15 protein-coding genes are annotated in these 14495 nt (G+C 63.3%); 12 read left to right on the top strand and 3 right to left on the bottom strand.

Annotation, left to right across the window (positions count from 1 at the left end; genetic code table 11):
- Positions 1 to 10: 10 nt before the first annotated feature.
- Both KVY23_RS22825 and KVY23_RS22820 read left to right on the top strand, forming a co-directional pair.
- Positions 11 to 904 carry a LysR family transcriptional regulator gene (locus tag KVY23_RS22825; protein WP_206509929.1) on the top strand — a complete coding sequence of 298 codons (894 nt, stop codon included), beginning with the start codon at positions 11 to 13 and terminating at the stop codon, positions 902 to 904.
- A 146-nt stretch (positions 905 to 1050) separates the two neighbouring features.
- Complete coding sequence (locus tag KVY23_RS22820) at positions 1051 to 1920, top strand: AraC family transcriptional regulator (RefSeq protein WP_206509928.1); 870 nt, start codon at positions 1051 to 1053, stop codon at positions 1918 to 1920.
- A gap of 71 nt (positions 1921 to 1991) precedes the next feature.
- Here the strand turns inward: KVY23_RS22820 and KVY23_RS22815 are convergent, their stop codons facing one another.
- Both KVY23_RS22815 and KVY23_RS22810 read right to left on the bottom strand, forming a co-directional pair.
- On the bottom strand, positions 1992 to 2456 hold the full coding sequence (locus KVY23_RS22815) for an SRPBCC domain-containing protein (RefSeq protein WP_230558306.1): 465 nt from the start codon (positions 2454 to 2456) through the stop codon (positions 1992 to 1994).
- Positions 2457 to 2538: 82 nt separating this feature from the next.
- On the bottom strand, positions 2539 to 3483 hold the full coding sequence (locus KVY23_RS22810) for an SDR family oxidoreductase (protein ID WP_230558305.1): 945 nt from the start codon (positions 3481 to 3483) through the stop codon (positions 2539 to 2541).
- A gap of 193 nt (positions 3484 to 3676) precedes the next feature.
- Here KVY23_RS22810 and KVY23_RS22805 point away from each other — a divergent pair, with 193 nt between their 5' ends.
- From KVY23_RS22805 to KVY23_RS22760, 10 genes are all read left to right on the top strand, one after another.
- Positions 3677 to 4516, top strand: coding sequence for a helix-turn-helix transcriptional regulator (locus tag KVY23_RS22805; RefSeq protein ID WP_230558304.1), 840 nt, complete (start codon positions 3677 to 3679; stop codon positions 4514 to 4516).
- A gap of 192 nt (positions 4517 to 4708) precedes the next feature.
- The gene (locus tag KVY23_RS22800) at positions 4709 to 5698 is read left to right on the top strand and encodes a LacI family DNA-binding transcriptional regulator (protein ID WP_230558303.1); all 990 of its coding nucleotides are present in this window, start codon (positions 4709 to 4711) and stop codon (positions 5696 to 5698) included.
- A 25-nt stretch (positions 5699 to 5723) separates the two neighbouring features.
- Positions 5724 to 6731 (top strand): 2-hydroxyacid dehydrogenase, encoded by a 1008-nt coding sequence (locus KVY23_RS22795; RefSeq protein WP_230558302.1) that lies wholly within the window; start codon positions 5724 to 5726, stop codon positions 6729 to 6731.
- Complete coding sequence (gene manD / locus KVY23_RS22790; RefSeq protein ID WP_230558301.1) at positions 6728 to 7945, top strand: D-mannonate dehydratase ManD; 1218 nt, start codon at positions 6728 to 6730, stop codon at positions 7943 to 7945. The genes KVY23_RS22795 and manD overlap by 4 nt, the downstream gene beginning before the upstream one ends.
- A 3-nt stretch (positions 7946 to 7948) precedes the next feature.
- Positions 7949 to 9463 carry a mannitol dehydrogenase family protein gene (locus KVY23_RS22785; RefSeq protein WP_230558300.1) on the top strand — a complete coding sequence of 505 codons (1515 nt, stop codon included), beginning with the start codon at positions 7949 to 7951 and terminating at the stop codon, positions 9461 to 9463.
- A gap of 55 nt (positions 9464 to 9518) precedes the next feature.
- Positions 9519 to 10883, top strand: coding sequence for an MFS transporter (locus tag KVY23_RS22780; RefSeq protein WP_230558299.1), 1365 nt, complete (start codon positions 9519 to 9521; stop codon positions 10881 to 10883).
- 6 nt (positions 10884 to 10889) lie between these two features.
- Complete coding sequence (locus tag KVY23_RS22775) at positions 10890 to 11549, top strand: bifunctional 4-hydroxy-2-oxoglutarate aldolase/2-dehydro-3-deoxy-phosphogluconate aldolase (RefSeq protein WP_230558298.1); 660 nt, start codon at positions 10890 to 10892, stop codon at positions 11547 to 11549.
- Entirely contained in the window at positions 11546 to 12484 is a 939-nt protein-coding gene (locus tag KVY23_RS22770) for a sugar kinase (RefSeq protein WP_230558297.1), read from the top strand. The genes KVY23_RS22775 and KVY23_RS22770 overlap by 4 nt, the downstream gene beginning before the upstream one ends.
- Complete coding sequence (locus KVY23_RS22765; protein ID WP_230558296.1) at positions 12481 to 13524, top strand: L-idonate 5-dehydrogenase; 1044 nt, start codon at positions 12481 to 12483, stop codon at positions 13522 to 13524. The genes KVY23_RS22770 and KVY23_RS22765 overlap by 4 nt, the downstream gene beginning before the upstream one ends.
- Positions 13508 to 13789, top strand: coding sequence for a hypothetical protein (locus KVY23_RS22760; RefSeq protein WP_230558295.1), 282 nt, complete (start codon positions 13508 to 13510; stop codon positions 13787 to 13789). The genes KVY23_RS22765 and KVY23_RS22760 overlap by 17 nt, the downstream gene beginning before the upstream one ends.
- Positions 13790 to 13846: 57 nt before the next feature.
- Here KVY23_RS22760 and KVY23_RS22755 read toward each other — a convergent pair whose 3' ends face one another.
- The gene (locus KVY23_RS22755; protein ID WP_230558294.1) at positions 13847 to 14455 is read right to left on the bottom strand and encodes a histidine phosphatase family protein; all 609 of its coding nucleotides are present in this window, start codon (positions 14453 to 14455) and stop codon (positions 13847 to 13849) included.
- Between the last annotated feature and the right edge of the window lie 40 nt (positions 14456 to 14495).

The following is a 14495-nucleotide window of genomic DNA, read 5'->3' as shown; positions in this document are numbered from 1 at the left end:
TAGGAGAGCCATGCCGAATCGACCCAGCCCACAGCTCGACCTCCGTCGTCTGCGTCAGTTCGTTGCCGTCGCCGATACCGGGTCGCTGACCGCCGCTGCGGCCCAAATGTTCGTCTCGCAACAGGCCATGAGCAGCGCCATGCGTCAGCTCGAGAAGGACCTGGGGGTGCGGCTCCTCGAACGACACGGCCGCTCGACCGTTTTGACCGCCGCCGGCCTCGAACTCCGCCAGGGTGCGTCGATGCTCCTCGCTGCCGCCGACGCGTTGGGTGCGGCAACTCAACAGGCCGCCCGGGGCGAGGCCAAACCGTTCGTCGTCGGCCACTCTCCCGCAATCACATCCGAGGAAGCCTTCACCAAGATCGAACCGATTCGCGCAGCGATGCCGGAGATGTCGGTGACCGTCCGGCAGATGTTCCCGGACCGAATTCACGATGAGCTCGTGGACCGGACCGTCGACGTCGTACTGCGACGCGGAGTCATGACGCCACCCGATCTCGCCACCGCGGTACTCCACTACGACACACTGAACATCGCCGTCGACGCGAACCACGACCTCGCCCGACGCGGTGAGATCTCGCTACCGGACATCGCCGACTGGCCACTGGTGGTGTGGGCACCACCCGGGCACTCCTTCTACACCGACTTCCTCGTCTCTGCCTGCAGACGTGCGGGTTTCGAGCCGACGTTGGTTGTGAACCCCATTCAGGGAACACCTCCGGTGACGGCCGTCGTTCGATCGGACCGGGTCGCACTCGTCACCGCGGCCGTAGGCTCTGCCCTGGGCGGGCAGGTGCGGGTATCGAGCCTCGCCGACGCCCCGCGTGTCCCAGTGCAGGCAGTGTGGCTGCCGCACACCATCTCCCACGCTCGGACGGCACTGCTCGATGCAGCACTCCCCTGACCGACGAGCGAAGCCACCGGCCGGGTAGTCACATCACCGTGTGCCAACTTCGCCGCACCCGACAATTCGGGACAGAAATAGTCGAGACATGGGCATGCCCCCACTCATATCGTTGTGCTCGCAACCGAAGAAAGGCGCTCACGGACATGCTGGAACGATGGAACGATGCTCTCGGCTACATCGAGGAGAACATCGAAGGTGAGATCGATCCGACGGCACTCGCACGGATCACTCTCACATCCGAGTACCACTTTCGACGCGTCTTTTCGGCACTCGCTGGGATGTCACTATCACAGTACATCCGGGCGCGCCGAATGACGCTGGCAGCAGCGGAGATTCTGGACGGCACCGGCATTCTCGACGTCGCATCGAAGTACAGATACACCTCCGGTGACGCGTTCAGTCGCGCGTTTCGACAGATGAACGGTATGACGCCCGCTGAAGCGCGCCGTCCCGGGGCCATCCTCCATTCACAGCAAGCACTGACATTTCACCTGACCATCCAAGGACGGAGCACCATGCGCTACCGCGTAGTCGACCTACCTGAACTCCACATCGTCGGCAAGACAGCACGAATCCCCCTGAAACATCACGGCGTGAACCCCGCGATGACCGAGTTTCACCAAAGCCTTCCGGCCGGCACTGGAGAACGCCTGCGCAAGCTCGCGGACATCCCTGCGCTACCGGAGATCCTGTTTGTCAGCACGGATTTCGAAGCTGATCGCGCCGACGGCAGCTTGTTCGACTATTACTTCGCCGTCGCGACATCCGTCCGCCACCAAGGTTGGGACGCACTCGCGGTGCCGGCGTCGAAATGGGTTGTGTTCGAGGCGCACAGCGAAGGCAACCTGCAGGCTGAATTGCAGCAGCTCTGGGCCGACGCGTTCAGCGAGTGGTTTCCATCCAATCCCTACCAAATAGTCCCGGGCCCGGAAATTCTCACCGTCACCGAGCATTCCGAAGACTGGACCACAGGCACAGGCGAGCTGTGGATCCCCGTCGAACGCACGAGCTGACGCCGGTCGACGGAGGAAACGAGCCCGGTGAAGTATTCGCAACTACCGGAACCTGATCGGACCGCTTTCGGTCAGGTAGTGGCCTCGGCATCGAGCCGGCTCAGAGTGTAGGACAGCTGATCCTGTGTGACCAGCGGAAACTTCACCTGCTCGAGGACCTTCTTGTCGGTCACCTTCGACCAATCGTACGTGTGCCGCACCAACGTTTCGTTGGGTCCCTGAGACTCCAACTCCCACAGCCACTCCCACCCGGGAGGCTCGGTACCTGCGGGCGCGGTCTTCCAGGCCAACAACTTGTCCTTGGCGTACCCGGACACATAGTTGTCGGTTTGGTACTCACCGCCCATGTGATCGCCCTGCATGTTCATCCTGAACACTTCACCGACCTTCTGGATGCGATCGGCGTGGTCCACACCTCGGATGAACCCGGAGCCGTCGAGCGATTGGTGTCGCTCCGGATTGGAGAGGACGTCGAAAACTGCGTCGACCGGCGCCTCGATTGTTCGTTCGACAGTGACCTTCGTTGTGTCGCTCATCCCTCCACCCTGCCTGCACTTCGCCGACGCGGCAATCAAGCCCTGGTTACGACGCCTCGCACCGTTCTCGCGAGGCATACCGTCAGGCAGTCTGGAAGACAGTCTTGGTGAGCTCCTCGGACATCTGCCAGATACGCGCTGCGTCGTCCACGCTGCGCAACGGCGCGTACATTTTCTGTTCGTCGGGTTTGCCGCTGAGGTTGCCGAACCCGCTGGGGCCGTACAGGGCGCCGGGCTTGGCATTCGGATCGGTTGCTGCCATCAGCGCGGGTAGCGCCGCCGTCTCGGCGGTGCCCGTCAGAATTCCGTGAGCAGACAACCACCGGATCACCCGGTACTGAGGGGTGTCCTTGCTCCGATCCAACTCGGGGCGGGCGGCCAGCAGACTGGTGGGCGCGACGCCGGGGTGCGAGAGGTTACTGGTGATGCCCCACCCATGAGCGGCACTGCGCCGCGCCAACTCGAGGCCGAACAGCCCGAATGCGATCTTGGACTGGCTGTACGCGCGCATCGCGTCATAGTTGCGCTCCCAATTCAGGTCCTCCCAGTTGATGTTTCCGCGACGGGCAGCGATGCTGACCTGCGACGTCACCCGAGCACGACCGTCGCGCAGCATCGGTAGAAGCCCGGCGACAAGGGCGAAATGACCCAGGTAGTTCGTACCGAACTGCACCTCGAATCCGTCGACCGTGGTCTGTCTGCTCGGTGGGCTCATCACGCCTGCATTGTTGATGAGAATGTGGATCGGACGGCCCTCCTCGCGCAAGGTCTCGCCCAGTGCCGCAACCGATTGCAGCGACGACAGGTCGAGCTTGCGCAGCGTCACGTCCGCACCGGGGGCGAGACCGGAGATCGTGTCGATCGCCGCTTTGCCTTTAGCGGCGTTGCGCACGGGCATGACGACCTCCGCACCGGCGGCGGCCAGTCGGGCGGCCATTCTCAGGCCCATCCCGTCACTGGCTCCGGTGATCACTGCTCGTCGTCCGGACAGGTTCGGAATCGTGATGTCGATCGTTCTGCGTGGCATGGTGTGCTCCCTCGGCGAGTTTGGTGTTGGTCTGCAATCGATACTGGTTGGACGACGGTGACCTATCCAGGACCTCTCGAACACAGGCTCACCGGACCGTCGGAGAGTTCCGATGGGGGGATCAGCGGGCCGTGGCTACTTCTGCTCGGGAGCGGTAGAAACAACTGAAGCGTGCGCGGACAGGAGGAGCGATGTGATCGATCGGACCGGGTTGGCGGGGTTTCTCCGCAATCGCCGTGAGGCACTGCAGCCAGAGGACGTCGGGTTGCCTCGCGGACAGCGGCGCAGGACCAGTGGGCTGCGACGCGAGGAGGTCGCGTCGCTGTGCAACATGTCGAGCGACTACTACTCCCGCATGGAGCGCGAGCGTGGACCGCAGCCGTCGCCGCAGATGCTCGCATCCATTGCTCAGGGATTGCACCTGTCGATCGACGAACGCGACCACCTGTTCCGCCTCGCGGGGCACAACCCGCCGCCCAGGGGCACATCGAGTGAGCACATCAGCCCTGGTCTGCTGCGTATCCTCGATCGTTTGGTGGATACCCCGGCAGAGATCGTGACCGAGCTCGGCGAGACACTGCGACAGTCTCCGATGGGTGTCGCGCTCATCGGCGTCACGACCCAGTTCACCGGGCCCGCTCGTAGTGTCGGCTACCGATGGTTCACCGACCCGAACGCCCGAAACATCCACGCCCCTTCGGAACACGAATTCCTCACTCGAATGTACGTCGCCGGGCTACGCGAGATCGTCACCCTCCGCGGCCCCGACTCCCGAGCAGCACACATGGCCGATCTACTTCTCGGCAGCAGCGAGGAGTTTCGGCGCGTGTGGGACGACCACGAAATCGGAATACGCCCGCACGAGGTGAAGCACTTCGTCCACCCCGAAGTCGGTGCTCTGGAGCTGAACTGCCAACGGTTGGTCGACCCGGAACAAGCCCACTCACTGATGGTCTACACCGCAACCCCGGGCAGCGAGAGCTACGAGAAGCTACAGATGCTGTCCGTCCTCGGTGCGCAGTCGCTGCGCTGACACTCCGCCGATGCGGCGCCGACGCGGTTCTGATCGAGAAGGTGCGATCGGGCCTGACCTCCGTCGGCTCCAGCCGTCAACTACTTCATGGTTCGACTCTTCCCGCAAGCCCGTTTGCGCAATATCTTGACAATATTGCGCAAACACTGCGATGGTTGTGGTCGCAGTCACAACGAGAAGACAGGGTGAACCATGGCACCGACACTCACGCAGGTCGCGCAGAAGGCAGGCGTCTCTCTCTCCACCGCGTCGCGGGCTTTCAGCGCTCCCGACCGAATCGGTGCGGACACCCTCACACGAATAGTCGCCGCTGCCGACGAGATCGGTTACAACGCATCGGCCGGTCGGTCACCCGAGTCACGGCGAGCCGCAAGCACGGTCGCGGTTGTCGTCCCGGACATCGGACACACCGTCTTCGCCAGTTTCGTCAAATCTGCGCAGGCCCAGGGCTGGCACCGCAGGCAGACGATCGTGCTGACCGATACCGACGGCAACTCCGACCGCGAGCGCGAAGTAATAGGTGAGTTGCAGTCCCGTGTCGATGCCCTGGTCGTTTGCGCACCCCGGCTTCCCGCCGAGGACATCGTGCAGCTGGCCGGCGACACCCCACTCGTGCTCGTGAACCGATCGTCCGAGGAATGCGACTGCGTCGTAGCCGATTCCGAGGACGGAATCCGACAGGCCATCGACTATCTGGTCGCATTGGGACACGAACACCTCGCCTACGTTCAAGGTTCACCCCAGTCCTGGTCCAACGCCAGACGGGTGGAAGCAATCGAACAGTTCTGCACATCACGGAACATCCAGGTCGACATCCTGGGTTGGCAACAGGAAACCCTGGCAGGTGGCAACGCGGCCGCAGCGAGCGTCATCGCCACCGGAGCCACCGCCGTCATGACCCACAACGATCCGATGGCCATCGGCGTCATGAACGGCGTGCGCGCAATGGGCTACGCCGTTCCCGACGATCTCAGCGTCATCGGGATCGACGACTCGCCACTGGCCGAACTCACGAACCCAGCACTGTCCAGCATCAACGTACCCATGGGACGCGCCGGTCTCGTGAGCTCCGACCTCGTCTTCCAACGAGCAGCAGAGCCTGATTCGGCGCCCCGAACCATCCATCTCCCAACACAACTCGTGGTGCGCGCGTCGTCGGGACCTTCCCGCCGCCGCGATTGACGCTCCACGGAAAGGACCGTTCTCGATGAAGATCGTCGTATCGGACCGCAACCTACTGCCTCATCGCACGCTCTTCGAAAGCAAACTCCCCTCGCACTGCGAAGTCTCTTGGCACAAGAACGCCGACGAATCCGCTCTCTCCGACGATCTCGCCGACGCCGATGTGTTCGTCGGCGGGAGGTTCAGCGCCGCGCTCGCATCAGCAGCGCCACAACTGCGCCTCGTCCACGTCGCAGGAGCGGGAACCGACGGCATCGAATTCGAGTCTCTGCCAACATCGACACTGTTGGCCAACACTTTTCACCACGAACGGTCCATCGCCGAATACGTCGCCGCAACCGCCGTTCTCCTCCGCCGCGGGTTCCTGTCGCAGGACAGCGAACTGCGAAAGGGCCGATGGGCCTCCCCCGTGTACGACCCAGCCTTGCAGCAATCGCCCGCATTCGGCTCGGCCACCGTTGGCTTCGTAGGGTTCGGACACATCGGTGAGCGCTCCTGGCAGTTGATGCGGGCATTCGGCTGCAACGGCGTCGCCGTCACCGGTAGTGGTTCGGTGGACGCCGCGGCACACGGGCTGAACTGGGCCGCATCCACCGACAAGCTGACCGACCTCTTGACAGAATCGGACGTCGTCGTCGTATCGGCCCCGTTGAATTCGGCCACCACCGGGATGATCGGCGCCGCGGAACTCGCAGCGCTCGGCCCTGATGGCATCCTCGTCAACGTCGGGCGCGGCCGCCTCGTCCAAGAAGGCGCCCTGTTCGACGCCTTGAGCTCCCGCGCACTCGGAGCCGCCGCGATCGACGTCTGGTACGACTACCCGAACCCCGACGGACAGGGCGCTCCGTCTCATCTTCCGTTCGGGATCTTGCCGAACCTTGTGATGACGCCACACTCGTCCGGGATCACCCGCGACACCTTCGAAGGCCGCGTCGGTGACATCACCGCGAACATCGTCCGACTCGACAGCGGCGAGCCACTGCTCAACCTCGTCTCTACACCGCAGATTCCGTCGAAGGAACCCCTCTCATGACAGATCGCATCGTCGCCGCCGAAGTCATCGTCAGCAGCCCCAGCCGAAATTTCGTCACGCTCAAGATCACCACCTCGGACGGTGTGATCGGATACGGCGACGCCACACTCAACGGACGCGAACTCGCCGTTGCCTCGTACCTGCGCGACCACGTCGCACCATTGCTCGTGGGGCGCGATCCCGCCCGAATCGAAGACACCTGGCAGTACCTCTACCGCGGGGTGTACTGGCGCCGGGGTCCGGTGACGATGTCCGCCATCGGCGCAGTGGACCTGGCGCTGTGGGACATCAAGGGTAAGACTCTCGGACAACCGGTGTACCAGCTGCTCGGTGGCGCAGTACGAGATCGCATCCTCTCCTACACACATGCCACAGGTTGGGATGTCGCGGAGCTGATCGACTCCGTCGACAAGCGCCGCAGCCAAGGTTTTCGCGCCGTGCGGGCGCAGTCCGGCGTACCGGGCCTCGACTCCGTGTACGGAGTCCACAAGGGCGCCGCAGGCTACGAACCCGCGGGGCGAGGCGCACATCCCGTGGAAGAATTCTGGGATACCGACTCGTATCTCAACCACGTCCCCGATGTCCTCGCCGCAGTTCGCGAGCATGTCGGTTCGGATCTCAAACTGCTACACGACGCCCATCACCGCCTCACTCCACAGCAGGCCGCACGGTTGGGCAAGGCACTCGAACCCGTCGACCTCTTCTGGCTCGAGGACGTCACCCCCGCCGAGGATCAACAGGCACTGCGCCTGGTGCGGAATCACACGACGACCCCGCTCGCAATCGGCGAAGTGTTCAACACGATCTGGGATTGCCACCAGTTGATCTCCGAGAACCTCATCGACTTCATCCGGGTTGCGATAGCCCACGCAGGCGGAATCAGCCACGTGCGAAAGATATTCGCGCTCGCGGAGATCCACCAGGTGAGGTGCGGACCGCACGGGCCGTCCGACGTCTCTCCCATCACCCTCGCCGCGAGCATCCATCTCGGAATGTCCACACCCAACTTCGGCATCCAGGAGTTCATGGGCTACGACCCGCTCGTCGACGAGGTCTTTCCGCACTCGTGGTCGTTCGCCGACGGCTATCTGACGCCCGGTGACGCTCCCGGCCTCGGTGTGGATTTCGACGAAGCTCTCGCCGCACGCTTCCCGTACGAACGTGCCTACCTCCCGGTTGCGCGCAGGCTCGACGGCTCAATGACGGACTGGTGACCGATGAACGACATGAGACTTTCACGCAATACGGTCCCCTCTCGGCTACTCACCACTCGTGAACAGCCTGAGGGCACCTCGATCGTCCACCTCGGACTGGGTAACTTCCACCGCGCTCACCAAGCCGAGTACACCGCACGCGCACTTGCCGAGCACGGCGGTCCCTGGGGAATTCTGGGCGTCGCAAATACGTCACGAACAGTGGTGGACGCGATGATCGCACAAAACATGCTCTACGGCATCGTCGAAATCTCCCCGTCGGGCTCACGAGTGAGTGTGCCCGGTCCACACACCGGAGTGATGGTTGCAGCCGAGAATCCCGCTGCCGTGGTCGAAGCCATCGCAAACCCTGAGGTCAAGGTCGTGACCGTGACGGTGACCGAACACGGCTACACGTTCTCACCCGAAACCGGGAAACTGGACATCGATTCCCCTCCGGTGCAACACGATCTGGCGAACCCGACGAATCCGCGCACAACCGTCGGACAGATCGCGCGAGCCCTTGCTGTCCGAGCACGTACCCACGGCGCCCCGATCACCATCGCCAGCTGCGACAACGTCCTGTCCAACGGAAGCCGTACCGCCGCCCTCGTCCACGAGTTCCTCGAGCGTGCGCGAGCCTCGGACGTCCTGGAGTGGATATCGACATCGGTGACGTTCCCGAACTCCATGGTGGACCGAATCGTTCCCGCTTCCGCGGAGGTCTACAACTCCTCGTCCAGCACTGCATTGGGGGCGACCGACTCGATCGCCGTCCCGGCGGAACCGTTCTCGATGTGGGTGATGGAGGATCGTTTCTCCGCCGGCCGCCCGAAGTGGGAACTCGCTGGGGCCACCTTCACATCCGATGTCGAGTCCTTCGAGCTCATGAAAGTGCGCCTACTGAACGGAACGCACTCTCTCATAGCCTATCTGGGCGCACTCGACGGACGGTCCACTATCCCCGACTCGACATCGCAGCCGTCAATCGAGATGGCGGCGAGAGCCGTGCTCGTCGACGAATACCTCCCCACGATCTCTGTTCCGGATTCGATCGACATCGACACCTACATTGCTCAGCTATTCGGACGCTGGTCCAATTCCGCTCTCGGACACCGAACATCACAGGTCGGCTCCGACGGTTCGGGCAAGCTTGCACAACGCATTCCCGAGCCAGCCCGCCTCCATCTCGACAACGGTTCGGTACCGCAGCATCTTGCGCTCACGGTGGCGGCGTACCTGTGCTGTGTTGCACCTCCACTCGATTTCGATCCAGGCCCACACGCTCACGCAATGACCGATCCCGCCCGGCCACGGCTGGCAGAACTCGCCGCATCGGCCGCGTCCATCGAGGATTACGTAAGAGCAGTATTCACCGTCGGCGACATCTTCCCGAGCTATCTTGCCGATTTCGACGAATTCCTCACTAAAACAGCATATTTCATGAATACTATTATTCGGCACGGTCCGACTGTCGCAGCCGCCGAGGCATCCTCCGCGAGCCGCAGTGAGACATCCGTTCGGCCCGCCCTTCACTGAAAAATCTCCCCTCTCATCTGCCGGATCAGCCGGCCACAGAACGAGGACACACGATATGGACACAGCGACAGGATCATCGGTATCCACAAAGGAATCCGAGCCCCACCACAATCCCGCGGCCGTGCGGCGCGCGGCCTGGGCAGGCCTCATCGGCACGACCCTCGAACAGTACGACTTCGTCATCTACGGCACGGCCTCTGCTCTGATCTTCAACCAACTGTTCTTCCCCAACATCTCACCCGCGGCCGGCATCATCGCCAGCTTCAGCGCGTACGCGGTCGGATTCCTCGCCCGCCCACTCGGCGGACTGTTCTTTTCGCGCTACGGCGACCGTTTGGGTAGAAAGTGGGTTCTCGTCGCGACGCTGATGCTCATGGGCGGCGCGACGATGGCCATCGGATTGCTGCCGACGTACGAACAAGTCGGGCTTCTCGCACCCACACTCCTGGTCGCGTGCCGATTCCTTCAAGGATTCGGCGCCGGAGCCGAACAGTCAGGCGGTGCAACGCTACTCACCGAGACCGCACAGATCGGGAGGCGAGGCCGGTTGGCGGCCCTCGTCATGACCGGCGCAGCTCTGGGCACTGCACTGGGTGCGATCGCCTGGATCCTCGCCCAACTCCTCCCAGACGACCAACTCATGGCATGGGGGTGGCGAATGGTGTTCCTGAGCAGCATCGTGGTCACCGTCGCCGCGTTCATCATCAGACGAAAGCTGTCGGAATCTCCCGTCTTCCAGGAATTGAAGGCCGCCCAGGAACGCCCCAAGGCGCCGGTGAAGGAAGTTTTCAAGAACGGCAAGAAGCCCCTGTTCATCGTTATGTTCATGACTGTCGGGATCAGCGCGCAGTCCTATACCTATCAGGTGTTCATGGCCTCGTACATGAAGAACGACCTCGCAATCGACCCGACCTTCATCCCCAAGGTCCTTCTGGTCGGCGCAATCTGCGGTGGTATCGCGGCGTACGGCTTCGGCATCTTGTCCGACAAGGTCGGGCGCAAACCGGTCTACATCGGCATCGTCAGCCTGCTCGTCATCCTGCCCATCCCCACGTTCATGGCGCTCGACACCGGTTCGTTCATCCTGATCACGGTCGTCATGATCATCGGATTCATCCTCGCCTGCCAGGGCGCGGTCGGTGTCACCATGAGTTACTTCCCAGAGATCTTCGGTGCGCGATACCGCTACGCAGGTGTGACGCTGGGCCGCGAATTCGCGTCGGTATTCGGTGGCGGTATCGCGCCGCTCATCTGTGCCGGTTTGATCACAGCGTTCTCGGGATCCTGGGTTCCCGTAGCCGTGTACATGATGATCATGGCTGTCTCGGTGCTCATCGCCTCCGCGTTCGCTCCGGAAACCCGAGATCGCGATCTCACCGACCTCGCCAACGCGACGGATCCGATTCGCGAAAAGGTCTGATCAGCAATGACACTCATGCAGAGATCCGATCGCTCCACGACAACGGCTGTCACACCCGACATCATCGCCGTGCTGCGTGCCGACGATGCCGACAGATACGACCCGGTCGTCCGGATTCTCGCCGAGAACGGGATCAGCGGCATCGAACTGACGCTCAGCACACCCGGCACGATGGACCGCCTCGAGACGCTCCGAAATACCGCGCCCAGCGGTGCAAAAATCGGAGTGGGAACGGTGACCACGGTCGAACAAGTCCGCCGTGTGCTCTCGATCGGCGCCGACTTCATAGTCACTCCGGTCACCGACCTCGAGGTCATTGCCGCAGCGGTGGATGCTGGAGTACCGATCTACCCGGGCGGCCTCACGCCGACCGAACTCCTGCGTGGATGGAATGCAGGCGCGACTGCGGTCAAGGTCTTCCCCGCGTCGCTGGTCGGTCCTGACTACCTGGCCGGCCTTCGCGGACCGTTCCCCGATATCCAAGTGGTCCCGTCCGGCGGACTGGGCCTCACCGAAGCAGAGGCGTGGATTCGAGCAGGCGCGACCGGAGTGAGCATAGGGAGCCCGCTGCTGGGGGACGCACTACGCGGAGGAGACCCGACATCCCTCGCCCACCGTTGCGCCCGGTTCGTCGAAGCAGTACACAACGGAAGACAGCCACGATGACGGTGTTGACCTTCGGTGAAACCATGGCACTCGCCAGTGCCGTCGGCACCGGCCCGCTTGCACACACCGCAACCATGGAGCTCGGCATCGGCGGGTCGGAGTCGAACTTCGCTGTTGCCCTCGCACGCCTGGGAGTGGACGTGACCTGGGTGGGACGCGTCGGGGTAGACAGCCTCGGCGACCGCGTCGAGCGGGAACTGCGCGCCGAGCGACTCGACGTCCACGCCGTCCGCGACGACCAGGCGGCCACCGGGCTGATGGTCAAGGAGCGAAGAACCGCTTCCGCCACCCGAGTCTGGTACTACCGATCCGGTAGTGCGGGTTCGCGTTTCGGAATCGGCGATGTGCCGGACCGAGCGTGGGACAACACCTCACTGTTGCACGTCACGGGTATCACCCCTGCCCTCTCGGAGTCCGCTTCGAAAGCGACGCTGCACTACGTCGAGCTGGCGCGCGAGCGGGGGATAACGGTGTCCTTCGACCTGAACTATCGCAAATCGTTGTGGACGAAAGAACAAGCGGCGCCTGTGTACAGACAAATCATCGAACGCGCGGATATTGTCTTCGCGGGTGCGGACGAAGCCGCTGTCGTCGTTCCGGACGGGAGCCCCGCGGAACTGGCCGAACGATTGTGCGCGCTCGGCCCCGACGAGGCAGTTATCAAGCTCGGTCAGCACGGTGCATTGGCCCGCGTCGACGGCCGCTGTGTCGACAGGGCCGCCGTGCCGGTGACCGTCGTGGACTCCGTCGGCGCCGGCGACGGATTCGTCGCCGGGTATCTGGCGGAACGACTAGCCGGTCGTTCGGTGGCCGAGCGACTCGAAGTGGCAGTCCGGGTGGGTGCATTCGCCTGCACCGTCACGGGCGACTGGGAAGGCATGCCCAGACGAGACGAACTTGATCTTTTGGCCGCAATGGAAGGAGTCTCACGATGAAGGCGTCCCAGGCTGTAGTAGTGCACGGTGCGAACGACATTCGAATCGAAAGCGGTCCGGTCGCACCAGCCCGCACCGACGAAGCGCTCGTCGCGATTGCATACGGCGGCATCTGCGGATCGGACCTGCACTACTGGCAGCACGGGGCGGCAGGAGAATCGGTTCTGAAGGCTCCGATGCGGTTGGGGCACGAAGCGTCCGGCACCGTTGTCGTCGCCGCATCCGACGGTAGCGGCCCCGCGGTCGGTACGGCCGTCGCAATCCACCCGGCTACACCGGGTGGAACCGGCGCGAAGTACCCCACGGACCGACCGAACCTGTCGCCCGGTTGCCGCTACATGGGCAGCGCCGCTCAGACCCCACACAACGACGGATTGTTCGTCGGGCAACTCGCAATTCCCACCCGCATGCTCCGACCGTTGCCCGAGGGTCTCGACCTCAGGCTGGCATCGCTGGCCGAACCCGCCAGCGTTGCCTGGCACGCCGTGTCAAGGGCGGGCGACGTCGCGGGCAAGACTGTCTTGGTGATCGGCACCGGTCCGATCGGCGCCCTCATCGTTGCCGTCGCCAAACGCAACGGCGCGGCCGATATCGTCGCCGTCGACCTGGAAGACTATTCCCTCGGTATCGCCCGAAAACTGGGTGCCACTCGGACGATCGACGCACGGGACGCCGACGCGATCACAGCTGTGGAGGCGGACCTGACTCTCGAATGCTCCGGCAATCACCGCGGATTAGCCTCGGCCATCGCCGGCACGGCCCGTGGAGGCCGCGTGGTGATGGTGGGGCTGCTACCCACCGGAGATCAGCCGGTGCCGATGTCACTGGCCATCACCCGAGAACTCGAACTCGTCGGGTCGTTCCGCTTCAACGACGAGATGGACGAGGTGATCACCGCGCTCGCCGACGGTTCGCTCGACGTCGAAGCCGTCATCACCGCCGAAAACACCGCCGAAAACTCGCTTGCCGCATTCGAATTGGCGAAAGATGCCTCCCGGTCGAGCAAAGTCGTGTTGCGATTCGGTGAGCACGAGAGCTGACACCGAGCCGATCGAGGTGTACGTAGCTCGCAGGGACATCCACCGGTTGAAGTACCGAAGTTCGCCACCGGAACGTGCACGCACCGAGCTCGCTGCCCTGGCTTACCGCCAGGAGGTCGGTCTGATCCACGCCTCCCGGGCGCTCGAGATTCTCGTCCGCACTGCAGTCGACCGCGAAACCGCGGACGCATTGGATGCGAACTGGCAGCGATGGCGTGGGATTCTGCGTAGCTCCGAGAACGCGGTCGGGGTTCTGGCAGCCTGATCGGTCCGCGACGAAAGCCGTGGACGTCACTCGAATTTCTCTGACGTCCAGTTGAATTCAGGGGCACAGCGTCTTCGGGAATCCCGTCCACTGCAGATCGGCGCGGAGGTGGCTCATGTCGTTGAACATGACGATGCTCGGTGGCAGCTCCGGCCGGTTCTCGATCACGGTCAATGCGGCGTTGGCACTGTTGAGCCCGAGCCACCGCGCCGCCGGGGCGTCCAATGCGTGCCGGATGAGCCATGCGATCGGATAGGCGTGGGTGATGAGTACCTCGTGTGCATCGTCGTCGCCCTCGGGTGCAGTGGCGAACCTCGCGATCAGGTTTTGCGCGATCCTGTGACCCGCTGCAGCTTCTTCGGTGTCGTAACCGTCGAAGAACGGCACCCATGAGGGCGGGGTTTCCTCCGGCGTCGGCACATAGGGCACGTGGTCGATCAGCTCGGCCGCTTCGCTGACATGGGCGCTGCCGGTGATGAAGATGTTGAGTTCCCGAGCGCTGGCGGCAGCTCTGGGTAGCGGAGAATGCCAGACCGCGTCAATCGGCAAGTGCGCCAGGCGTTGACCGAGTAGACGGACTTGTTCGCGGCCAGTGTCGATGAGATTGCCGAACGCGTCGGCGTCGCCGTGGCGTGCGATGTAGAGATACCTGGTGGCCATGAGCATGTCAGGAGCACCACTCCGATGCCCCTGTTCTCCCTTCCCT

The organism is Rhodococcus sp. I2R (assembly GCF_020889545.1).
Classification (GTDB): Bacteria; Actinomycetota; Actinomycetes; order Mycobacteriales; family Mycobacteriaceae; genus Rhodococcoides.
This window is presented reverse-complemented; position numbering and strand designations above follow the sequence as displayed.

Excerpts from the sequence above, each read along its gene's own strand:
- KVY23_RS22795 (WP_230558302.1), top strand. The coding sequence starts at position 5,724 with ATGAAGATCGTCGTATCGGACCGCAACCTACTGCCTCATCGCACGCTC.
- manD (WP_230558301.1), top strand. The coding sequence starts at position 6,728 with ATGACAGATCGCATCGTCGCCGCCGAAGTCATCGTCAGCAGCCCCAGC.
- KVY23_RS22820 (WP_206509928.1), top strand. The coding sequence starts at position 1,051 with ATGCTGGAACGATGGAACGATGCTCTCGGCTACATCGAGGAGAACATC.
- KVY23_RS22765 (WP_230558296.1), top strand. The coding sequence starts at position 12,481 with ATGAAGGCGTCCCAGGCTGTAGTAGTGCACGGTGCGAACGACATTCGA.
- KVY23_RS22785 (WP_230558300.1), top strand. The coding sequence starts at position 7,949 with ATGAACGACATGAGACTTTCACGCAATACGGTCCCCTCTCGGCTACTC.
- KVY23_RS22825 (WP_206509929.1), top strand. The coding sequence starts at position 11 with ATGCCGAATCGACCCAGCCCACAGCTCGACCTCCGTCGTCTGCGTCAG.
- KVY23_RS22815 (WP_230558306.1), bottom strand. The coding sequence starts at position 2,456 with ATGAGCGACACAACGAAGGTCACTGTCGAACGAACAATCGAGGCGCCG.
- KVY23_RS22780 (WP_230558299.1), top strand. The coding sequence starts at position 9,519 with ATGGACACAGCGACAGGATCATCGGTATCCACAAAGGAATCCGAGCCC.
- KVY23_RS22755 (WP_230558294.1), bottom strand. The coding sequence starts at position 14,455 with ATGCTCATGGCCACCAGGTATCTCTACATCGCACGCCACGGCGACGCC.
- KVY23_RS22800 (WP_230558303.1), top strand. The coding sequence starts at position 4,709 with ATGGCACCGACACTCACGCAGGTCGCGCAGAAGGCAGGCGTCTCTCTC.
- KVY23_RS22770 (WP_230558297.1), top strand. The coding sequence starts at position 11,546 with ATGACGGTGTTGACCTTCGGTGAAACCATGGCACTCGCCAGTGCCGTC.
- KVY23_RS22810 (WP_230558305.1), bottom strand. The coding sequence starts at position 3,483 with ATGCCACGCAGAACGATCGACATCACGATTCCGAACCTGTCCGGACGA.
- KVY23_RS22775 (WP_230558298.1), top strand. The coding sequence starts at position 10,890 with ATGACACTCATGCAGAGATCCGATCGCTCCACGACAACGGCTGTCACA.